This is a genomic window from Deltaproteobacteria bacterium (assembly GCA_019309545.1).
Lineage (GTDB): Bacteria > Desulfobacterota > Desulfobaccia > Desulfobaccales > Desulfobaccaceae > Desulfobacca_B.
Genome location: JAFDGA010000019.1, coordinates 1 through 22,038 on the forward strand (window position 1 = coordinate 1; position 22,038 = coordinate 22,038).

Genomic DNA, 22,038 nt, shown 5'->3' on the forward strand with positions numbered 1-22,038 from the left:
TGCAATTTGGAAACGATTATGACGAATAATGGAGCAGGGTTGACAGACCCCTAGCCCCATATCCCAAACTCAGCCTCAACGCCCCTGCCGGGCGATGATGTCGTAGGCCTTTTCCAGGGCGGCGGGGACCATATGCTTGTCGGGACCGCCGGCCTGGGCCATATCGGGGCGGCCGCCGCCGCTGCCGCCGACCACCATGGCCAGTTCCTTGATGATCTGGTCGGCCCGGAAACGCTTGGTTAGATCTTTGGTGACCACCGCGATCAGCATGGCCTTGTCCGCGGCCTGGCTGCCCAGCACAATGATGCCGCTTTTCAGGCGGTCCCTGAGCTTATCAGCGTAATCCCGCAAGCCCTTGGGGTCGCTCACTTCCACCTCCAGGGCCAGGACCGGGATGCCGTCCACCGGGCGGACCTGATCCAGCAGGTCGCTGGTGCGGGCCGCGGCCAGTTTGCCTTGCAAGGCTTCGATCTGGCGTTCCAGTTCCTTCTGGTGGTGGAGCAGTTTGTCGAGGCGGGCGACGATCTCCCCCCGTCCCACTTTCAGCCGCTGGGCCACCGCCTGCAGTTCCTGGCTCTCTTGTTGGACCAGTTCCAGGGCGGCGGTCCCACAGACCGCCTCAATCCGGCGGATGCCGGCGGCGACGCTTGATTCCGAGACGATCTTCACCAGTCCCACTTCGCCGGTGCGGTGCACATGGGTGCCGCCGCAGAGTTCCTGGCTCAGTTCGGGAATGGTTACCAGCCGCACCGTATCCCCATACTTCTCCTCAAACAAGGCCATGGCCCCGCTCATCAGCGCCTCAGCCATGGGCACCAGGGAAACGCTGACCGGCAGATCCTCTTGCACCTGCTGATTAAGATCAAGCTCGATCTGGGCTAGCTCTTCCGGAGTCAGGCCGGAAAAGTGGGTAAAATCAAAGCGGAAGCGCTCCGGGGCGACCAGCGACCCGGCCTGCTTGACGTGTTCCCCCAGACGGTGGCGAAGTACCGCATGCAACATGTGGGTGGCGGTATGGTGGCGGGCAATCTGCCGGCGCCGGGCGGCATCGACCTCGAGATGGACCTGATCGCCGACCCGGACCTGGCCCTCCTCAATTTGCCCCTGATGGATGATTAAATCATTGGGTAATTTCTGGGTATTGGTTACGGTGATTTTCAAGCCCGGCCCGGTGATCCACCCGGTATCCCCGACTTGACCGCCGGACTCACCATAAAACGGCGTAATTTCGGTAATGATTTCCACCTTGTCGCCGGCCTCGGCCTGGGTTACTGCTCTTTCTCCCCGGATCAGGGCGATCACCGGGGATTCGACGCTCAGGAGGCCGTAACCGACAAAGCGGGTGGCGGGCAACTGGGCCAACTCCCGGTAAATGGCTGGAATTTCTTCAGCCAGGCCGCCTTTCCAGGCCTGGCGGGAGGCCTCCCGCTGGCGGGTCATGTGCGCCTGGAAACCCTCCAGGTCTAACTCCACCCCCTGTTCCTGGACCACGTCCATGACTAGGTCGAGAGGGAAACCATAAGTGTCATAAAGCTTAAAAATTACCTCGCCGGGCAGGATATTACCGCCCTGAGTCCGAACCATATCCAGGTTTTCGGTCAGCAGTTTGAGGCCGTGGTCCAGGGTTTCGGCAAAGCGTTCCTCTTCGTTATTTACCACTTGATCAATAAACGGCCGGGCCGTGTTCAGTTCGGGGTAATACGACCCCATCAGTTCTACCACTCGATGTCCGACCGGGGCCAGGAAGGGTTCCTGAAAACCCAAGAGGCGGCCAAAGCGCACCGCCCGGCGTAGAATGCGACGCAGCACATAGCCCCGGCCCTCGTTGCTGGGTAGCACCCCGTCAGCGATCAGGAAAGTTATGGCCCGACTGTGGTCGGCGATCACCCGGAAGGCGACATTGCGAGCCCTATCCGGACCATAAGCGATGCCTGCCAGATCTTCAATCCGAGCAATAATGGGGCGGATCAGGTCGGTATCGAAATTGCTTGTGACCCCCTGAACCACGGCGCTGAGGCGCTCCAAGCCCATGCCGGTATCGATGCTGGGTTTGGGCAAAGGGGTCAGCTGGCCTTGCTCGTCTCGGTTGAATTGCATGAAAACCAAGTTCCAGATTTCCAGATAGCGGTCGCAGTCGCAGCGGCCAATACCGCAGTCGGGGCCGCAGGCCATGGCCTCGCCCTGGTCGATGATGACCTCGGAGCACGGCCCGCAGGGTCCGGTATCACCCATGGCCCAAAAATTATCTTTCTCCCCCAAGCCGACGATCCGATCCCGGGGCAGGCCCACAAGCCGGTGCCAGAGGTCGGCGGCTTCCTCATCCTGGTAGTAGACCGTGGCCCACAGCTTGTCCGCGGCAAGGTGAAAATGTTGGGTCAATAATTCCCAGGCCATTTCAATGGCCCCCTCCTTGAAGTAGTCTCCAAACGAGAAATTCCCCAGCATTTCAAAGAAGGTGTGGTGCCGGGCGGTTTTGCCGACGTTTTCCAGGTCATTATGTTTACCCCCGGCCCGGACACATTTCTGCGAACTGGCAGCCCGCTGGTAGGGACGGCTTTCCTCCCCCAGAAAGACGCGCTTAAATTGTACCATGCCGGCATTGGTAAACAAGAGCGTCGGGTCATCAGCTGGAATCAACGAGGAGCTGGCCACCCGGGTATGGCCCTGGGATTCAAAATAGGCCAGGAATTTTTCGCGGATCTCTTGCCCGGTCACGGTGCTTCCTCCGTCTCAGAGGTGGGCGGGGGTGTTGGCCTCTGGCCCAGGTGGTAAATATCCCGGATCTGATCTTCCAGGCGAACCATCAGGTCGGGATGGTCTCGCAGGTAAATTTTGGCATTCTCGCGTCCCTGACCGATCCGCTCCTCTTCATAACTATACCAGGCACCGCTCTTCTTGATGATCTCCAGGTTGGTGGCCAGATCCAAAATATCTCCCTCTTTGGAGATGCCCTGGCCAAAGACCATGTCAAATTCAGCCTCCCTAAACGGCGGCGCCAGTTTGTTTTTGACGACCCGCACCCGGGTGCGGTTCCCTATAATGTCATGCCCTTCTTTGATGGGAGTGCCTTTGCGAATATCCAGGCGTTGCGAAGCATAAAATTTCAAGGCATTGCCCCCGGTGGTGGTTTCCGGGTTGCCGAACAGTTGGCCGATTTTCATGCGGATCTGGTTGATAAAGATCACTGAAGTCTGGGACTTGCTGATGGCGGCAGTAAGTTTGCGCAAGGCCTGGGACATCAGCCGGGCCTGGGAGCCCATCTGGGCGTCGCCCATCTCACCCTCGATTTCGGAGCGGGGCACCAGGGCCGCCACCGAGTCGATCACTGCCACATCCAGAGCATTGGAGCGCACCAAAATCTCGGCGATTTCCAAGGCCTGTTCCCCGGTATCAGGCTGGGAAATGAGCAGATCATTAGGCTTAACTCCCAGACGCCGGGCATAGTTAAGGTCCAGAGCATGCTCGGCATCGATAAAGGCGGCCAAACCTCCGTAACGCTGGGCCTCGGCAATGATATGGAGGGCCAGGGTGGTCTTGCCCGAAGCCTCCGGGCCAAAGATCTCCACTACCCGGCCGCGGGGAATGCCGCCGATGCCCAGGGCCAGGTCCAGGGATAAGGCTCCGGTAGAAATCACCCCGATGTCGGCCACTTTTTCCTCTGCCCCTAACCGCATGATTGAACCGCGGCCGTATTGCTTCTCAATCTGACCCAGGGCCTGCTCGCTTCTCAATCTGACCCAGGGCCTGCTCTAAAGCCTTTGATTTATCTGGGGATGATGCAGTGGTCATGTAGCATTCCTCTATTTTGGGGGTTATTTTTAGCTGGACTGGCGTTCCTGTCTAAAGTCTGACTTAAGTGTTCTAAATAATATATCATAATGTCTAATAGATCCGTCACTATAATTAGATTTCATAATTTTTGACACTTGTCCTCCCCGCCTAAGTGAATGGTTTGCAACGGGGTATAAAATGCGCCGTGGGGAGTTAGAGTGCTGCGAAACAGCACCAGTTCGCTGACCCGAAACACTGGAAAGGTCGGCATTATCAACTCTTGGATGATTAGACTCAATTTTTCCCGGCCGCGCGGCGAACGGACCCGCCCCAGGGTCAGATGCGGATTAAATTTGCGATTATCCGGGAGATACCCTAAAGTAGCAAAGGCCTGCTCCAACCGGTTAAATAATTGGGCCAGGATCTCGGTCTGACCGCTGATTTTTAAGGCTGGGAAAGGCTCCGACCCCTCCCACCTGCAGCTCAAAAGGCATGGATTGCTGGGCGATCTTAGCAGCTGCGGCTCCAATAACCGGCACCTCGGTTTCTTTAATGTTGCCGAAAAATTTCAGGGTCAGATGAATGTTGCCCACCGGCACCCAGCGCACATCGGCCGCGCTTTTTTTCAATTGTTCCTGAACTTGGGTCAGCCCTTGTCGGTGGCTGCCAGGTAGATCAATGGCCAGAAAGGCGCGTACCATCCTGTAACTCCCGCCGCAGCCAATCCAGGGCGGTCTGCGCGGTCAGAGTCTTGATCTGCTCCCGGGACCCGTGGAACAGACATTGCCGGGTCTGAACCCGGTCTGGCAGGGCGAGTCCCAGATATACCGTGCCGACCGGCTTTTCCGGGCTGCCGCCCGAAGGCCCAGCGATCCCCGTAGTGGACAAAGCAATCGGGGTATGGAAAAGTTCTCTGGCTCCCAAGGCCATGGCCCGAGCCGTTGGCGCGCTCACCGCCCCATGCTGATCCAGCGTTTCCGGAAGGACCTGGAGTAGTTCCATCTTGGCCTGATTGCTATAGGTTACCACGCCGCCCATGAAGTAATCGGAGGCCCCCGGGATGTTGGTCAGCCGATGGCTGATCAGCCCCCCGCTGCAGGATTCAGCCACGGCCAGGGAAAAATTGTGGGCCCGCAGACTCTGGCCTACCAATTCCTCCAGGGTCACGTCGTCGGTTCCCAACAAGGCATCTCCGGCGGCTTGGGCCAGCTCCGCCGTTAGCCGATCCAAAGTTTCTTCCAATACGCGGGGTTCCGGCCCCCGAAGGGTCAGGCACAGGTGATTTTCCGGAAAATTGGGATATAAGCCGACACTGACCTCGGGATTGTCCCGGCTGATCTTATCAAACAGAACCTCTAATTGCGTTTCCGTCAGCCCAAATAATTTTAAGGTCCGCTGACAGACACACTGCCCTCCGGAGGCCAGGCTGAGCAAGGGCGGCAAGACAAAGGCATCAAACAGCATCTGCATCTGCTCAGGCACGCCAGGCAAAAAATATAGCCAGGCATGGTCATATCTCAAGGAAAAACCGCAGGCCGCCCCGCCGGGATCCAGAATCACCGCCCCTTCCGGCACCAGGGCCAGGCGGGCATAACGCTCCTCCCAGGGCAGCCCTCTTACTTTGAGACATTCCCGGATGCGCCGCAACAGGTAATCATCCAGTCGTAGAGGTAGGTTCAGGGTTTCTGCCGCGGCCGCCACAGTAATATCATCCTCGGTAGGTCCCAGACCCCCGGTGATTATAATAAATTGCGAGTGCTGCAGCCCCTGACGCAAGGTTTCCTGAAATAGCGGGACTTCATCTCCCAGGATGGTGATGCGCTGCACTATCAGGCCAGCATCATGGAGGCGGGCAGCGGCGTAGCGGGAATTGGTATCGGCTACCCGGCCGCTGATCAACTCGGTGCCGGTAGCGATAATCTCTCCTTGCATGCTCATTGAACTATTAAATAACCCGCGAGATCAAAGTTAGAACGATCCAGGCATAGATACCGGCCAGAACATCATCCAGCACTATCCCTACCCCGCCCTTAATTTGCTCGTTTATCAGGTAAATCGGAAAGGGCTTCCAGATATCCAGGCCGCGGAACAGCAGGAAGCCCCCCATCACCCAGCCCCAATGACGGGGACGACCGGCCAGGGTAATCAATAAGCCTATCACTTCATCAAGGACAATGGGCGAGGCATCACTCTGGCCCAGATAGACTTCGGCCGACCCGGTTACCCAGATGCCCAGAACCAGCAACCCGAATAGTAGCGCCCCATAGTCAACGGGCTTCAGGCCGCCCAATACCCACCACAAGGGCACCGCGGCCAGAGAACCCCAGGTCCCCGGCATTAAGGGGAGATAACCGACTCCCCCGACCGTGGCCAACGCCAGAATAAGCTTTTTATTCAAGATCGCCAGTCCTGCCAAAATAGCACTAACAGTAACCCTATCTCCCAATTAACACTTTAAAAATACATGGATTGGCCAAAACTGTCAAGCTTGCCGGATCAGGCCCGTAGATGTGTCGGATGCCCGCCTGGGCCTCATTAACTGATCTCTGATTTTTGTCTCAGGGCTGCAATTCTTTCAAAATCTGGGAGTGCAGCAGGCCATTGCTGGCCACGACATTGGCTGAGGTTATTTGAAACCGGTCACCACTGAAAGTGGAAAGTTGTCCCCCGGCTTCGGCAACTACCAAGGCCGCCGCGGCCGTGTCCCAGGGTTTCAAATTTTCCTCCCAGAACCCATCGAAACGACCCGCGGCCAGGTAACAGAGATCAAGAGCAGCCGACCCGGCCCGTCGCACCCCCTGGGCCCGGGCCAGTAACCGGCCAAAACGGCCCAGGGTCTTGTCCAGACGCTGTCGCACATCGTAAGGAAAACCGGTGGCCAGCAAGGCCTTGTCCAGGTCGCCAATTTCTGACACCCGGATCGGTTGGCCGCCCAACCAAGCCCCCTGTCCGGCCCGGGCTTCAAAGAGCTCCTCCCGCAACGGGTCATAAACCACTCCGTACTGTATTATTCCCTCCTGCTCGAAGGCAATCGACACGGCAAACATCGGGAAGCCATGGGCAAAGTTCACGGTACCGTCCAGGGGATCAATAATCCACCAACTGCCGTCCCTGGTAGCCGAGGTCTTGGGGCCGACTTGCTCTTCTGCTAAAATCTGATGGTCTGGGAAGTTATCCAGGATCATCCCCACAATCAAATCCTGACTTTTAAGATCGCTTTCGGTGACGGGATCGATGACTCCCTTGTAGCTAATCCGCTTCGGCCGGGAAAAGCTCTGGCGTAAAAGCTGCCCCGCCGCCAACGCTGCCTGGCGCCCGACCTGTTGGACTTTATCAAGCATATATAAACTCCATGTGAATTTCGAGTTTTGATTTGTGCCCCCTTAAGAAAAGGAGGTAAGTCAGCTCAACTAAAAGTCCTTTTCTCCAAACTCGAAACCTGAAAATAAAAAATCACCTTTTCCGGCGCGGCTTCTTTAGTCGGGCCGGCAGCGGTTCATGGGTAAACAGGGGGATAGCTAAAAGGCCAGTTAAAAAACCGCCCAGGTGGGCGAACCAAGCCACAGCCCCCCCCTGACGCAGGCCATAAAATTGCAGGAGGACCCAGGCCCCTAGCCAGACAAAGGCGGGAATTTCCACCACCCGGAATTTTACCCCCAGATAGATCAGGGTTTGCACCGGGGCCTGGGGAAAGCGGACCAGATAAGCCCCCAACAACCCGGCAATGGCGCCGCTGGCTCCGATGATCGGGATGGTCAGTCGGCTGGCCACCAGGGCGTGGACCAGCCCGGCAAAGAAACCGCAGAACAGATAAAACCCCAAAAAGCGCCAGTGGCCCAGATCATCCTCCAGGGCCTCGCCAAATACCCAGAGTATAAGTAAATTTCCCAGCAAATGCACCCAGCCGCCGTGAATAAATAAGGAACTGAACATGGTGGCCACCAGGAGCAACGATTGCCTAGAGGTGAACAGCTTAACCCGACTCAACTCAGAGGGTATTGCCCCACCCTTCCATATCAGCTCCAGCGAGGCTTCTGGACCGAGATAGAGTTGATAAAGAAAGATGACCAGGTTAAAGGCAACCAACCCGATGGTGATCAGCGGCCATTGCCGCCGGGCCGGCACGCCGCGCAGGGGGATCAAGGTTCCCCTCCACCGACAGCCTTAGCCCTCCAATAAAGCCCGGGATTATGATTCTCCGCAATGGGTTCCATATCTCTCCAGAAGTTGGTTATCTTATTAATCGAGGCATTTAATATGACCTGAGTAATAACACCTTAACAGCCGAAAGCCGGGGCGATATGAATTGAAATGGATCTAAACTATTATACCGAGGCTGAGGGGCGCTGTCCAGGGGCCAGCCCCCTCAGTCTTTTCGGGTTGACAACCATGGCCAGATTTTATTTAATTAAAGCCATGGTGAAGCCCAAAAAGAGGTTATATATCAAGACCTATGGCTGCCAGATGAACGTCTATGATTCCGAGCTGATGGTCCAGGTATTGAGTCCGGATTATACCCCGACCGAGCGGCCGGAAGTGGCTGATCTATACCTGATCAACACCTGCTCGATCCGGCGGAAATCCGAGGAAAAGGTCCGCTCGCTGTTGGGCCGTCTCAGGTTTCTGAAACAACGGCGTCCCCAGATGTTGATCGGCGTAGGGGGCTGCGTAGCCCAGCAGGAGGGGGAGCGTTTGCTTCAGCGGGTCCCCCATTTGGATCTAGTCTTTGGGACCCACGGCATCTATCGGTTGCCGGAGATCCTCCGGCAAGTGCAGGATACCGGGCAACCGGTGGTAGATACCGGCTTTGTAGACCACTTTCGGATTCACCCCCGCACCCAGTGGAGCGCCAGCCGGGTAAAGACGCTGGTCACCATCATGCAGGGCTGCAATAACTTCTGCACCTATTGCGTGGTACCTTACGTGCGAGGACCGGAAATGAGCCGGCCGTCTGGTGAAATTGTCCAGGAGGTCAAGAATTTCCTGGAGGCGGGAGGGCGAGAGGTTACTTTGTTGGGGCAGAATGTCAACTCCTATGGCCGCGGCTGCCCGGAAGCGCCATCCTTTCCGCAGCTTCTGCGGCAACTGGCAGCCCTGCCCGGATTGGCCCGGTTGCGTTTTACGACCTCGCACCCCCGGGACCTGTCGGAGGAGTTGATCCACTGCTTTGGTGAACTGCCGGCCCTCTGCGAACATATTCACCTGCCGGTGCAGTCCGGTTCCTCCCGCATCCTGTCCCGGATGAAGCGGGGCTATAACCGGGACGACTACCTGAAGCGGGTCCAGCAGTTACGGCACGTCTGCCCGGAAATCTCCATCACTACCGATTTAATCGTCGGCTTCCCTGGCGAAACCGAGGCCGATTTTGAGGATACTCTGTCACTGATGCAAGAAGTTCCTTTTGATAGCGCCTTTTATTTCAAATATTCGCCGCGGCCCCTGACTCGAGCCGCAAGTTTTCCTGACCAGATTCCGGAAGCAGTCAAAGCCGAGCGGTTGGCACGCTTAAAGGAAATACAGGAAGAACTGACGCTGGCCAGTCACCAGCGACTGGTGGGTCAGATTAAAGAAGTTCTGGTAGATGGTAGCAGTAAGCAATCCTCAACTCAACTTAGCGGTCGCTTGCGGAGCAACCAGGTGGTAAATTTTCCTGGTCCTCCAGAGTTGATTGGCGGATTAATCAAGGTGCAGATCGAACAGGCACATCACCACTCACTGGGTGGTCGTCTGGTAGAAAGCACCGGCAACTCTTAATCTATTAGTTTGCCTCCCGGCATCCCAAAAGGAGGGTAACATGTTGAGACAAGTTACTGTCTCGGGGTTAACCATCGACCCCTTTACCAACAGTCCCATCATGATTTTAAAGGACGTGGATTCTGATAAGGCGGTGCCGATCTGGATTGGGTTGCTGGAAGCAACGGCGATCGCCAGTGAACTAGAGAATATTAAGTTCTCCCGGCCCATGACCCATGACCTCTTGAAGACTATTATCGATGCGATGGAGGTCCAGGTAATACGGATCGAGGTCTGCGACCTCAGGGACAACACCTATTACGCCCTGATTTATTTGAATAATAAAGATAAAGAGATGAGTATTGACGCCCGACCCAGCGACGCCATTGCTCTGGCCCTGCGCACCAAGGCCCCCATCTTTGTAGAAGATATTGTGATCCAAAAATCTCGTCGGGTCGATCTCCGCGGGCAAGAGGTAGTCACCTCGGAAGAAGGTAAAAAGTGGACGGAGATTTTGGAAAGCCTGGACCCGGATGATTTTGGCAAATATAAAATGTAATCTGGGCGGATGATCGATCTACATACTCATTCTCTCTATAGCGACGGCGAACTCCTGCCGTCCGAATTGCTCCGCCGAGTAGAAGTCATGGGCTATCGGTATGTGGCGATTACTGATCATGCCGATGCCTCCAATTTTGATCTGGTACTGGAACGTCTGCGCAGGGCGGCCCTTGCCCTTAACCCGGTGTGTAACACGGTGTTGCTTCCCGGCGTGGAATTTACTCACGTACCACCTTCCCAAATTGCGCCGCTGGTCTCTGAGGCCCGGGCCTTGGGCGCGGCGATAATCGTGGTTCATGGGGAGACCCTGGCTGAACCTGTGGCCCCAGGGACCAACCGGGCCGCATTGGAAGCTGACATCGATATCCTGGCCCATCCTGGGCTGATTAGCCGAGAAGAAGTTGAATTGGCCCGGCAGCGCGGGGTTCTGCTGGAACTCTCGGCCCGGCCCGGACACTCCCTGGCCAATGGCCACGTGGCGGCGCTGGCCCGAGAGATGGGAGCTGGTTTAATCCTTAACACCGACTCTCACGGCCCCCGGGATTTTATCACCCGGGAGCGGGCTTATCAGCTTGGCCAGGGTGCCGGACTGAGTCTGACCGAATGTGACCAGATGCTGGCCAATGCCGAGGCCTTGGCCCGTCGAGCCGCCAACAGCTTATGAGTCTGCCTTTTTCTTGCTTACCTAAGCCCGTCTGACCGGGAGAAAGTCCCGTGAAAACGATCCCTTGAAGTTAATAATAAAATTTTGGGATCATAATTTTGGGGAAGGAATTTAACACCATGAAAAAACAGATAATATCCAGTGATCAAGCTCCGTCGTCCATTGGACCTTACAGCCAGGCAGTCCAAGTAGGCGAGTTTATCTTTGTTTCGGGGCAGATTCCTCTGGACCAGGATGGTAAACCGGTTCGGGGTGATATCGTCGTGCAAACCATTCAGGTGCTGGAAAATCTCAAGGCGGTGCTGGCCGCGGCGGGCCTCTCTTTGGCCCATGTCGTTAAGACCACGGTTTTTTTGGCCGATATGAGCGATTTTCCTGAAATGAACCGGGTCTATGCCGAATTTTTTCCAGACAATTGTCCGGCCCGAACGACGGTTCAGGTGGCCGGCCTGCCGCGCGGCGTACCTATTGAGATCGAGGCCATCGCCTATAAAAAATAACCCCGCCTTTTCAATGTTCCAGTATGATAGCCAGGGACGGATAACTTGACTCCCCGCCCCCCTAAGCGGCCAGCCTTTAGTCCCCAACAAGACCTCCGACTCCTGCCTGTTCCCCGCTCAATAATTGCTATTGAAGCTTAGCCGTTGTTTTTTTATAATAAATGCGGATATTATTCAGAATTATTATTAATTAGGTTAGAAAAAAACGGCTCTGGGGAGAAGGGGCCAGCAGTCCCCCGGCCCTCCCCGCCAATTTACCTTTTAACTGCTCCGATTAATTAGCCTAAGGCAGCATTCTCCTCCGGAATTGGGAGGAGCAAGGGGACGGTTGTGGTCCACCCGGGGTCGTGAATCGGTCAATAATAGTAATTGTGCTTCTCCCTAAGAGTATAAAATGGATATCAAGCATTCCATAAAAATGGCGGTGATTGGCGGCAGCGAGGCCATCGAGCAGCTAAGAAAGTGGCCTGCTGTCTGTCCTGGAGTCTGTCCCATTGTCCAGTTAACCCTATTTGACCCGGTCCAGCTCGGAGCCCCTGCTTCTCTGCGGGAGCTCCTGGGAAAACTAGATCCGGCTGGTTTTGACCTGATAATCGATTTGCGCCAATCTTCAGAGGTTGATGATCTACTGGCGGGGATAGACCCAGCTAAGCTGGTCCGCGGGGCAAGCGCCGGCTTAATTCAAAACCTCTTGAGCCGATTACAGGAGGTCTGTCAACAATGGGAAATCCAGAAAGGAATCATTGACAGCGCCACCGATGCCATCGTTACAATTAATGAGGACCATATAATTGTCGGCTACAATAAAGGGGCGGAAAAGATTTTCGGGTTCACCCGGGAAGAAGCCCTGGGGCAGGATTTGGAAATTATTATTCCGCCGCCTTACAAAAAAGAGCACAAAGAATACGTTCGCCGATATATTGCCACTCGCAAGGCCCGCGTCATCGGCAAACACGTGCGTCTCAGCGCCCAACGTAAGAATGGCCAGGAATTCCCCATGAGCATCTCCTTTTCAATGACAGAGATTGCCGAAAAGCTCTATTTTACCGGGATTATCCGGGACATCACGGAGAGCATGGATATCGAGGCCAAACTGCGTCAATCCGAGCGTCTTGCCGCAGTAGGCAATACGGTCAGCCATATTGTCCACGAGATCAAAAACCCTTTGATGGTTATCGGCGGTTTTGCCCGGCAACTGGCCCGCGCCCCGAATCTGGACGACAAGGCGCGCGATAAACTGGCCATGATTACCGAAGAAGTGAAGCGCCTGGAATCCCTGATGTTTGAAATGAAGGACTTCTCGCATCCCCCCACCATCCATCTGGAGGCGGGGCGAATTGAGGAGGTCATTCAGGAGGTACTGGAACTATATGAAGACACCCTAAGGGAACAGGGGATTAAGGTGCTCCAGGAATATCCCCAATCACTTCCAACTCTTAGCTTTGACCGTCAGCAAATCAAGCAAGTCATCATTAACCTGATAAAAAACGCGGCCGAAGCCATGCCTCAAGGCGGTCAGCTTACCGTGGCCACCCGCTGTGAGGAGCCTTATCTGGAGATTGCCATTACCGATACCGGCGAGGGCATGCCTTCGGAGGTGGTGGAAAAAATTTTTACTCCCTATTATACCACTAAGACCAAGGGGTCGGGGCTGGGACTGTCCATCTGTCGGAATATTATCAAGGCTCATAACGGCGACATCATGGTCAACAGCATCCCCGGCAAAGGGTCCACCTTCACTATTCTATTACCTATGGATAAACCTGCCCCGGAAAAATACCCTTGTTGACCCCAACCCTATTGGAAATCCGCCATCTTAAGACCCATTTTAGGACTATGGCGGGGATGGTCCCGGCCGTCAATGACGTCAGTTTTACCATTGCCCCGGGAGAAACTCTGGGCCTGGTGGGAGAGTCGGGCTGCGGTAAGACGGTTACCGCCCTCTCTATTCTACGCCTGATTCCAGCCGGAGTGGGACATCTGCAAGGGGAAATCCGGTTTGGCGGGGAAGACCTGATGCGCCTCAGCCCTGCCCGGATGCGTCAGTTGCGGGGTAACCGCATCTCTATGATATTCCAAGAGCCCATGACCGCCCTTAACCCGGTGCTCACTATCGGCGACCAGATTGCCGAGGTTTTGCGCCTGCATCTCCGCCTGAGCCGCAAAGCCGCCTGGAACGAAGCCGCTAATTGCCTTTCCCGGGTCGGCATGCCCGATGCCCGCCGGCGTCTGAGAGAATATCCCCATGAACTTTCGGGCGGCCTGAGGCAGCGGGCCTTGATTGCCATGGCGCTGGCCTGCCAGCCGCAACTGGTGATCGCTGATGAGCCCACCACCGCCCTCGATGTCACCATCCAGGCCCAGATTCTAGCCTTGATGACTCGGCTCAAAGCCGACTTGGAGATGGCCATGCTCCTCATCACCCATAACCTGGGCATCGTGGCTCAGATCGCCGACCGCTTGGCAGTAATGTATGCCGGAATCATCGTCGAATCCGCCCCTACCTCTACCCTCTTCGCCCACCCCCGGCATCCTTATACCCAGGGCCTGTTAGCCTCAGTACCGCGACTGGATTTTACCGGCCCGCGCTCCAAGAAACTTTATGCCATCCCCGGCCAAGTCCCCAGCCCTCAGGAACTGCCGCTGGGCTGTCCGTTTCAGCCGCGCTGTCCACGCGCCCTGGAGACCTGTCGCCAACCCCCGCCCTGGGTAGAGGTGGGAGAGGGCCATGGGGTCAACTGCTGGCTTTATGGTTAGTCTACGAAAGAGGTGGAGAGATTAGGACGGGGTCAGCGACCCCTGGCCCCCTCCCCCAATTCATTTTTTAATCCAGGTCCAGGCTGCAGTGGTTTGGGAAGGCTCAAATTCCTTTAATTCAACGCTGATGATCCCGCCAGCCCTCGCAACAAACGCCATCCGGTCAATGCCGGAGATCGTTAATATTGAAATCTGCATAAATATTCTATATAAAAACGACATATGGCAAAAACCCTGGTAGAGGCCCGAAACCTTAGCAAATATTTTAATGTCTCCAGTCCCTGGGGAACTGGCCGCCTTTATCTCAAAGCCGTCGATGGAGTCAGCTTCAATATTCAGGCCGGGGAGACACTGGGGCTGGTGGGGGAGTCGGGCTGCGGCAAATCAACCCTGGGCCGGTTGATTCTGGCGCTTCTGCCCCCGACCGAGGGCGAGATATGGCTGGCAGGCGAGAATCTCTGGAGCCTGCCGGCCCGCAAATTGCGCCATTTGCGGCAAAAAGCCCAGATCATCTTCCAGGATCCCTATTCCTCCTTAAACCCCCGGATGACCATCCGCCGCATCCTGGAAGAGCCTTTTGTCATCCACAAATTAGGCAACCGGCGTCAGCGCCGGGAGTGGGTGGAAGCGTTGATCGGGGAAGTCGGTCTAAGTGTGGAGCAACTGGAACGCTATCCTCACGAATTCAGCGGCGGGCAGCGACAACGCATCGGCATTGCCCGGGCCTTGGCACTGAAACCGCAACTGATCGTTGCCGATGAACCGGTTTCGGCCCTCGATGTCTCCATTCAGGCCCAGATCTTAAACCTGCTCTGCCAACTGCAGGCCCGCTTTGACCTGACTTTCCTTTTTATTTCCCATGACTTGAGTGTCATCAGCCATATCAGCAGCCGGATTGCCGTGATGTATCTGGGCCGGCTGGTGGAATTGGCCGCCCGGGAGGTCTTTGACCGCCGTCCTCTTCACCCCTACACTGAGGCATTGTTGGACGCCATCCCGGTGCCCGATCCAAATCGGCGACTGCCACCGCCTCGACTCCAAGGCGATCCCCCCAGTCCCATTCACCTGCCCTCGGGGTGTCCTTTTCATCCCCGCTGCCCTTATGCTGAGGCCTGCTGCCGAGAAATCGTCCCGGATTTTCGGGAGACCACCCCGGGGCACTGGGTGGCCTGCCATTTTCGGTGATAATGGGGGGGTGGTCGGCGGTCCGATCCGGGCCTGAAAAATCAGGCTGTGACATAAATTTTGGCCAAGCCAAGAACAATCACCCTACTGCCGAGAAATTTTGAGACCGGGCAAGCAATTTATAAAAAAATGATTATAATAATGGAGCAATTTGAAGAAAAAGCTTACAGGAGGGATAAACCTTGTCTTTTCTAATCGCCATGGCTGGTAAAGGCGGTACAGGGAAAACCACCATAGCCGGAATGGTGCTGCGGTATCTGCTGGAACACGGCAAACAGCCCATCCTGGCGGTAGATGCGGACGCCAACTCCAATCTCAATGAGGTTCTGGGGCTGACGGTAAGCCATACCGTTGGCGAGGCCCGCGAGGAAATGAAAGGCGGCGCCGATATGGTGGGTATGACCAAGGATCAATTGATTGAGATGCGCATCAACCAATGTCTGGAGGAAGCGGAAGGATTTGATCTGATTGCTATGGGGCAACCCGAAGGAGCGGGCTGTTATTGCGCCGCCAATAACTTGGTGGCCCATTATATGGCGGCGCTGGCCAAGAACTATCCCTATATCGTGATGGACAACGAGGCCGGGATGGAGCATTTGAGCCGATTGACCACCAACAATGTCGATGTGCTGCTAATCGTTGCTGATCCCTCCTGGCGGAGCATCCAGGCCGCTAAACGGCTCCATGATCTGACCAGGCAATTGAAAATCGTGGTGGGCCAAGCATATGTAATAGCAAATCGGGTAAGAGATGGCCTGCCCCCTCGGACCAAAGAAGAAATTGACAAACAGGGATTGGCTCTGGCCGGGATTATTCCTGAGGATCCCTTGATTGCCGAATTCGACTCCCAGGGCAAGCCTACTTTGGAGCTACCCAATGATTCCATTGCTCTCCAGGCGGCTTATAGCATTTTTCAGAAGCTTTTCCGCTAGCCCGCCCATGACCGGCTGGGTCTGGAGAACCGTGCAGTTATTGGGTTAAGCCCTTAAAGCAAAGGGCCTTTGAGATAACGGTAATAGCTATCCAGGTTATAGAGCGCCGCCAGGGGATTATGTCCTAGTACCCGATCCTTAACCGCCAAGACGGTGGTAGGTGCTTGCGCAAACTTGAAAAACAGCGAGTCATGCCCGACGCAAAGTCCCAGTGCAATATTAAATTGGGTCTCATAGGCATTTACGATTTTGGCTTGCAAAATAGGGTTGCACATGGTCTCCACCGTTCCCGGGATGATATGATCAGCATCCTGCAATCCCAGGGTGGTTTTGGGGACCCGTCCCACTTTGCAGACCACTGATACCACCGAAAGACCGTGGTTCTCCAAAAATTGGGCCACCAGCCGCGCCTCCCGACGCAGACCCACACAAAACACCAGGCCCAATCTCTGATAATCCAGACGCCGGGCAAATTCCAGGGTCTCCCAAAGGCGCGGCTTTAAGGGCCGCACCCGGGCATAACCCAGATCCCGATCAGCATAGCCACTGGCCTCTTGAATGGAGGATTGCTGCGCCAGCTGTAATATTGCTGCATTTTGTAACTCATTCTGGGCATCGGTCCCCAGCTCAGCACAGGTGATTATGGGACAGTTTTCCGGTCCCCGGCCGCCGTCATGATGACAAGCGCGCTCGGTCCAGGGAAAGGGACAGGTAGCGCAACCAGGCAAGGCAGTGGACATTCTCAGCCCTCCGATCAACATTAAATAGTCAAAGATTAGTAACCGCCAAAACTATTTGCAGATTAACTTTAGCTTACCAAGTTAGCAGACGGATTGACTGCCTTCAAGGGCAATGTTCATAAATTTAAGGGGAGGGGTTAGTGGCTATTACTAAGGTCATAGAATAAGTGAATTGGGGTCAGAATAAACCGCCCTGGGGGGGAGAAGGGGGTCCGGCGGTCCCGCGGCCCTCCCTTCAGATTAACCTTTCAAATGCTCGAAATAATAAATCCACCCCAAATATTAATTCTAAAAATCCTTTTAAAAAATTATTTAAATAGTGAAATATGAAATATACTATAAGAACTACCCATTGGGAATGGGGCAGGCCGCTGCCTCCGAGGCGGCCCGGATTATCGTTGGCCAACTCCTGAATTAATAATGGGGAGGATAGGGTGACTCTCGCCATCAAAAATCTATTGCATGATCGGGCCCGCGCTTTGCTGCGTCTGGAAACCGAGCCAGGATTGGGCTGTACCGATCCAGCGGCTATTGGCCTTTGCGCTGCGGCCGCGGCTTCGCTGCTTCCCAGTAAGGAAATCGACGGCATCGAGGTTACCCTGGACCCCAAACTTTACAAAAACGCGGCCGGGGTGGTCATCCCGGCTACGAGCGGTCAAAGTGGTATAGCTCTGGCCGCAGCCCTGGGCGCCCTGGCTGGAGACCCGGGCCTGAAGCTCCAGGTTTTTGCCAGGGTTGGCCCCACCGGACTGGCCCAGGCCCAACGTCTCTTAGATGAAGGCAAAGTTTCTACCGCTATCAGACGGGATCAGATCGGACTTTTTGTCAAAACCGTGCTTATCGCCAGGGAGCACACAGCCGAAGCGGTCATTACCGGCCAACACGACCATATCGCTGCGCTTTCCCTGGACGGCCAGTCCCAGGCAGGCCATCCTTTGCTGAGCCGGGCAACAGACCAGGATAAAAGACTGGTTGAACTGGAAGACTGGCTTGTTTCCCTATCTTTGGGAGAGATGCTGGCCCTGCTGGATGAACTGGATGCAGACGACCTATCCTATATCCAGCAGGGAATTGAGATAAACCAGAAGCTGGCAGACTACGGCCTGGCTCACGGCCCGGGCCTAGGGGTCGGCCAGACCCAGCAGCGTCTGGTACAGCAAGGACTGATTAGCCAGGATCAGGCAGTTTGGGCCGGGATTTTAACCGCCGCGGCTGTCGACTCCCGGATGGCCGGAGTCATGCTGCCAGCCATGACCCTGGCAGGCAGCGGCAATCAGGGCCTCGCCGCCTGCCTGCCGGTAGTGGCCGCCGCCGAGTTTGTTGTGCCTTACGACCCCCAGCAGTTGCTCAAGGCAGTAACTTTAAGCTATCTGGTTACCTGCTATATCAAAGCCCAGGTGGGCCGCCTGAGCGCCTTGTGTGGCAGCAGTGTCGCCGGTGGGGCCGGAGCCGCGGCAGGCATAGCCTATCTCCGGGGCGGCGCGGTGGATAACATCGGCGGTGCCATTACCAATCATCTCGTCACCATGGCTACCGTGATCTGTGACGGGGCCAAAACCAGTTGTGCCCTCAAGGTCGGAGAAGCCGGGTCCGCGGCAGTCAAAAACGCGCTGTTGGCTCTCCAGGGGACGGTGGTCAAACCGTATGACGGGTTCATCGGCCAGCACCCCGAAGACACCGTGCGCCATCTGGGCAAACTCTGCCACGAAGGCCTATCCCCCATGGATGCCGCCCTTTTAGACATCATGCTGGCCCGATCCTGTAAGTCTGGCTGCTCTTGAAATTTCTAAAAGGACCAGGGCTGACTTCAGCGTCGGTTTCCCCAACCGCCGCCGCCGGGCGTCCGGATTGACAGGCGGGTCCCCTGGGCTAGGCTCAGGTTAATTTTACCCGGCAGGCGTTGCTCTCCCTCCAGGGTGAGCAACACATTTTCCCCCTTCTGGCCGGGGTGGCCGCCATTTAGGCCATAAGGAGCGTTCTGCCGGCGTTCGGTGAGCAGGCTGACGGTAACTTCCATGAGAAATTGGAAATCGCGACACAGGCCCTGGCCTCCCCGATGCTGACCGTCGCCTCCTGAGCCCTCTCGCAAGGCATAGCGTTCCACCAGAACCGGATAATGTTGCTCTATTACCTCGACCGGGGTATTCCGGGTATTGGTCATGTGGGTATGGACGCCATCCAATCCCGCATGGCTGGGGCTGCCCCCCATACCACCGCCGATCGTTTCATAATAGGTAAATTCCTGGCCGTTCTCGGGCCACCAGCCCCCAAACGCCAGGTTATTCATGGTCCCCTGGCTGGCTGCGGGAATGACCTGGGGCAGCGCCTGGGCCAGAGCCCCCAGCACTACGTCCACCAAGCGCTGCGAAGTCTCAACATTGCCCGCCGCCACTGCCGCCGGGAACTTGGCATCCAAAATGCTGCCCGGCCGGGTCAGGATGGCGATGGGTCGGAAACAGCCCTGGTTGATGGGATAGGCCTCGGGCAGCAATGATAAAAATACATAATAACATGCGGCTTCCACCACCGCCGGCACTGTATTGAGGCCGCCTCGGACCTGGTCGGCCGATTCCCGGAAATCCAGGAGCACGGCATCCCCCTGAACGGTTAGCCTCACTGTCAGGGGCACATCCGAGTGGCCATAGCCGTCGTCATCCAGATAATCGCTAAACTCATAGCAGCCTGCCGGGATGGTCTGAATTAAGGCCCGCATGGCCTGCTCCGAGTACTTCAGCAGGGCCTGGCTCATCTCGTTTAACTTGGCCAACCCATAGCGCTCCACCAGGGCGCTGAGCCGCTGTTGACCGCGATGTAAGGCCGCCAGCTGGGCGGTTAGATCGCCCTGACGTTCCTCGGGCACCCGCATCCGGGCCAGCAGACCGTCCCAAAAATCTTGTTCCAGTTGACCCCGGCGGTATAGCCGGGAAGGGGGGATGATAACCCCTTCCTGACGAATATCATCCGCCAGGGGCATGGAACCCGGAGTCAGGCCTCCGACATCGGCATGATGGGCCCGGTTAATCAGGTAGAATGCCGGACCCTGGCCGCCCTCCAGATAATGTGGAGTGATCAGGGTGAGGTCGGGCAGGTGGGTCCCGCCCAGATAAGGATCATTGAGCAGCAACACATCCCCGGGTTCCAATGGGGGATACTCGGTCAAAATCAGCGACATGGTCAGGGGCAAGGCGCCTAAATGCACCGGAATATGCGCGGCTTGGGCCAAAAGCTCGCCCTGAGCGGTAAATACTGCACAAGAATAGTCCCGACGTTCCTTGATATTGGGAGAAAAGGCGCTGCGCCGCAGAACGATCCCCATCTCCTCCGCCACGGCGGCAAAAAGTTTGTTGAAAACCGTTAATTCCAGAGCGATGGACATAATATTGATCTATCAACCTTGACCCCAATAAAATAACTGAATCAGGGCCATTACTAACCTTGGGAAAGGGGGCCAGCGGTCCCCCCCGCCCTTCCCTCAAATTACCGGTTACATGCTCCGAATAATATTATAACCTGGAATAATGCGCGATGAATTAAAACCTGTCAACCCGGGCAGAAATTTTTGGGTTAAGGTTATCATTGAAAATTTAGTGGATTTATGAGCATCTAATTGATATAGGTGATGATATTGGCCAGCCTGAGGCGCAGTGACATCGCTCGACAAGAGGAGTGCTTATGCAACCGGTTAACATCGGCTTTGTGGGGACCGATGGCCGCAGTTTTCTGGCGGCTTTGGAGACCAGCCGCTCTAAAAGCGAACTTTATCCCGGTAAATATCGGGGCCTGGTAGTCAGAGGCACGGGGGCCATGCCTGCCTTTGCCCAACAAATGCACTGGCCGGTCGATTTTATTCCGGTTACGGATAATTCTCCCGAGGCCCATGCCGCATCCTTAATTCAGGCCTTTCAGGAAGGATCCCTGGATATCGCCATGATCATGCCGGAAGGTTTAATCTTTGCGGGGCTGGTGGATGAGATTGCCGCAGCCGGCTATGGTGATCGCATTATTGGCTTAGATCGGCAGGGAGCCTTTATCGAAGCCGATAAGATCGCCGGTAAACGCCTCTGCCAAGAGGCGGCTATCCCGGTGGCCCCGGCCTGGAAGGAAGTGGAGGCCCGCGATTATGGCGCGGTGCTATCCACCTGTTTGGCTTATCTCCATGAATTCGGCGGCGCGGTCCTTAAATATCCTTACAGTGCTGGGGGCAAAGGGGCTCGGATAATTTTAAATACCTGGCAAATCCGGGAGGTTTATGAGGTATTAATCAGCGATTATAAAGATGCCTATCGCCAATTATGCGGTAAAAAATCTACTTGGCCGTTGTTGATCGAAGCCCGCATGTCGGGGGTGGAAATCAGTTTTACCATTTTAGTCGATAAAAACGGCCATTACCAAATTCTGCCCACTGCCATGGACTATCCGGAAAGATTTGACGGACCGCCCGGCCTTGATAATCCCATTACCGGCGGCATGGGCTCGATTTCCCCTCACCCCCTGGAAACCCCGGCCTTATTGGCCCTGGCCCAGGAAACCATTGCTCAACCCCTGATCGCCAAGATGCAAGAGCGTGGCATCCTGCGGCCCTGTGTGTTATATCCCGGCTGCTTTGCCTCTTTTTGGTCAGATTTTACCCCCCGGGCGCTTAGGGTTTGCGAAATCAATATCCGCCCGGGGGAACCGGAATTTCAGCCCATTGTCAAACGACTGCGCAACCTGGGTGCCCTCATCCAGGCCATGGTGGTGGGCAACCTGCATGAAGTCGCCCCGGAGATCAGGACCGATCAGATTTCCCTTTGCCTAGCCCTGGTAACCGGTCCCGGCGGGCCTCAGCAACAGAAAGGTTACCCCTGGTCGCTCACCAAAGGCGAGGTAGTGGAGATTGACTTCGACTATTTTAACAAAAAGCGGATTACAGTAATTCCCTCGGCCATGGCTTACAGCGAGAATGGCATTTTCAAATCCGATGGCTCGCGGGTAGCCTTTCTAGACGCCAATGCCACTATCAAGCCGGGCCAGAAAAGGGGGCAGGTAGCCGACAATCTGCGGCAGAGAATGTTAAACGCTTACGATAGTGGCAAAATCCGGGTGATTCCCAGGGAAGATGAGCAGGGCAACCGTCTGGCCCTACGCCGCGACATCGGCCAGCATTTCCAAAAGGCCGAACTGTTGGCCGCCATGCAGAAATTGTAACAATACAG

General features: G+C 55.8%; 20 protein-coding genes. 10 read left to right on the forward strand and 10 right to left on the reverse strand.

Going from position 1 to position 22,038, the window contains the following annotated elements:
- Nucleotides 1-75: 75 nt before the first annotated feature.
- From alaS to JRG72_07400, 8 genes are all read right to left on the reverse strand, one after another.
- Complete coding sequence (alaS, locus tag JRG72_07365) at nucleotides 76-2,715, reverse strand: alanine--tRNA ligase (GenBank protein ID MBW2135033.1); 2,640 nt, start codon at nucleotides 2,713-2,715, stop codon at nucleotides 76-78.
- Complete coding sequence (recA, locus tag JRG72_07370; GenBank protein MBW2135034.1) at nucleotides 2,712-3,731, reverse strand: recombinase RecA; 1,020 nt, start codon at nucleotides 3,729-3,731, stop codon at nucleotides 2,712-2,714. Before recA ends, alaS begins: the two co-directional genes overlap by 4 nt.
- A 179-nt stretch (nucleotides 3,732-3,910) precedes the next feature.
- Nucleotides 3,911-4,258, reverse strand: coding sequence for a hypothetical protein (locus JRG72_07375; protein MBW2135035.1), 348 nt, complete (start codon nucleotides 4,256-4,258; stop codon nucleotides 3,911-3,913).
- Nucleotides 4,176-4,472 carry an RNA 2',3'-cyclic phosphodiesterase gene (gene thpR / locus JRG72_07380; GenBank protein ID MBW2135036.1) on the reverse strand — a complete coding sequence of 99 codons (297 nt, stop codon included), beginning with the start codon at nucleotides 4,470-4,472 and terminating at the stop codon, nucleotides 4,176-4,178. Before thpR ends, JRG72_07375 begins: the two co-directional genes overlap by 83 nt.
- The gene (locus JRG72_07385) at nucleotides 4,447-5,703 is read right to left on the reverse strand and encodes a competence/damage-inducible protein A (protein ID MBW2135037.1); all 1,257 of its coding nucleotides are present in this window, start codon (nucleotides 5,701-5,703) and stop codon (nucleotides 4,447-4,449) included. Before JRG72_07385 ends, thpR begins: the two co-directional genes overlap by 26 nt.
- A gap of 13 nt (nucleotides 5,704-5,716) precedes the next feature.
- Nucleotides 5,717-6,169, reverse strand: a complete 453-nt coding sequence (locus JRG72_07390) for a phosphatidylglycerophosphatase A (protein MBW2135038.1) — start codon at nucleotides 6,167-6,169, stop codon at nucleotides 5,717-5,719.
- A gap of 160 nt (nucleotides 6,170-6,329) precedes the next feature.
- The gene (locus JRG72_07395) at nucleotides 6,330-7,112 is read right to left on the reverse strand and encodes an inositol monophosphatase (protein MBW2135039.1); all 783 of its coding nucleotides are present in this window, start codon (nucleotides 7,110-7,112) and stop codon (nucleotides 6,330-6,332) included.
- Nucleotides 7,113-7,224: 112 nt separating this feature from the next.
- Nucleotides 7,225-7,914, reverse strand: coding sequence for a rhomboid family intramembrane serine protease (locus tag JRG72_07400; GenBank protein MBW2135040.1), 690 nt, complete (start codon nucleotides 7,912-7,914; stop codon nucleotides 7,225-7,227).
- A 276-nt stretch (nucleotides 7,915-8,190) separates the two neighbouring features.
- On the opposite strand from JRG72_07400, the gene miaB reads away from it, so the two are divergent.
- The 8 genes from miaB to JRG72_07440 all read left to right on the forward strand — a co-directional run bounded on the left by miaB (nucleotide 8,191) and on the right by JRG72_07440 (nucleotide 16,103).
- Nucleotides 8,191-9,525 (forward strand): tRNA (N6-isopentenyl adenosine(37)-C2)-methylthiotransferase MiaB, encoded by a 1,335-nt coding sequence (gene miaB / locus JRG72_07405; protein ID MBW2135041.1) that lies wholly within the window; start codon nucleotides 8,191-8,193, stop codon nucleotides 9,523-9,525.
- A 40-nt stretch (nucleotides 9,526-9,565) separates the two neighbouring features.
- Nucleotides 9,566-10,063 carry a bifunctional nuclease family protein gene (locus JRG72_07410; GenBank protein MBW2135042.1) on the forward strand — a complete coding sequence of 166 codons (498 nt, stop codon included), beginning with the start codon at nucleotides 9,566-9,568 and terminating at the stop codon, nucleotides 10,061-10,063.
- A gap of 9 nt (nucleotides 10,064-10,072) precedes the next feature.
- A complete protein-coding gene (locus JRG72_07415) occupies nucleotides 10,073-10,729 on the forward strand; it encodes a histidinol phosphate phosphatase domain-containing protein (GenBank protein ID MBW2135043.1) in 657 nt (218 codons plus the stop codon).
- 119 nt (nucleotides 10,730-10,848) lie between these two features.
- Complete coding sequence (locus tag JRG72_07420; GenBank protein ID MBW2135044.1) at nucleotides 10,849-11,229, forward strand: RidA family protein; 381 nt, start codon at nucleotides 10,849-10,851, stop codon at nucleotides 11,227-11,229.
- 394 nt (nucleotides 11,230-11,623) lie between these two features.
- Complete coding sequence (locus tag JRG72_07425) at nucleotides 11,624-13,018, forward strand: PAS domain S-box protein (protein MBW2135045.1); 1,395 nt, start codon at nucleotides 11,624-11,626, stop codon at nucleotides 13,016-13,018.
- Nucleotides 13,019-13,065: 47 nt separating this feature from the next.
- Nucleotides 13,066-13,986 (forward strand): ABC transporter ATP-binding protein, encoded by a 921-nt coding sequence (locus tag JRG72_07430; GenBank protein ID MBW2135046.1) that lies wholly within the window; start codon nucleotides 13,066-13,068, stop codon nucleotides 13,984-13,986.
- Between the two features lie 222 nt (nucleotides 13,987-14,208).
- A complete protein-coding gene (locus JRG72_07435; protein MBW2135047.1) occupies nucleotides 14,209-15,171 on the forward strand; it encodes an ATP-binding cassette domain-containing protein in 963 nt (320 codons plus the stop codon).
- Nucleotides 15,172-15,353: 182 nt separating this feature from the next.
- Complete coding sequence (locus JRG72_07440) at nucleotides 15,354-16,103, forward strand: AAA family ATPase (GenBank protein MBW2135048.1); 750 nt, start codon at nucleotides 15,354-15,356, stop codon at nucleotides 16,101-16,103.
- A 53-nt stretch (nucleotides 16,104-16,156) separates the two neighbouring features.
- On the opposite strand, the gene JRG72_07445 is transcribed toward JRG72_07440, so the two are convergent.
- Nucleotides 16,157-16,843 (reverse strand): DUF1847 domain-containing protein, encoded by a 687-nt coding sequence (locus JRG72_07445; GenBank protein MBW2135049.1) that lies wholly within the window; start codon nucleotides 16,841-16,843, stop codon nucleotides 16,157-16,159.
- A 434-nt stretch (nucleotides 16,844-17,277) separates the two neighbouring features.
- Between JRG72_07445 and JRG72_07450 the strand changes: the two genes are divergently transcribed.
- Nucleotides 17,278-18,624 (forward strand): serine dehydratase subunit alpha family protein, encoded by a 1,347-nt coding sequence (locus JRG72_07450; GenBank protein ID MBW2135050.1) that lies wholly within the window; start codon nucleotides 17,278-17,280, stop codon nucleotides 18,622-18,624.
- Between the two features lie 26 nt (nucleotides 18,625-18,650).
- Here the strand turns inward: JRG72_07450 and JRG72_07455 are convergent, their stop codons facing one another.
- Complete coding sequence (locus JRG72_07455; GenBank protein ID MBW2135051.1) at nucleotides 18,651-20,219, reverse strand: hydantoinase B/oxoprolinase family protein; 1,569 nt, start codon at nucleotides 20,217-20,219, stop codon at nucleotides 18,651-18,653.
- Between the two features lie 296 nt (nucleotides 20,220-20,515).
- On the opposite strand from JRG72_07455, the gene JRG72_07460 reads away from it, so the two are divergent.
- Nucleotides 20,516-22,030, forward strand: a complete 1,515-nt coding sequence (locus JRG72_07460; GenBank protein MBW2135052.1) for a hypothetical protein — start codon at nucleotides 20,516-20,518, stop codon at nucleotides 22,028-22,030.
- Nucleotides 22,031-22,038 lie beyond the last annotated feature (8 nt).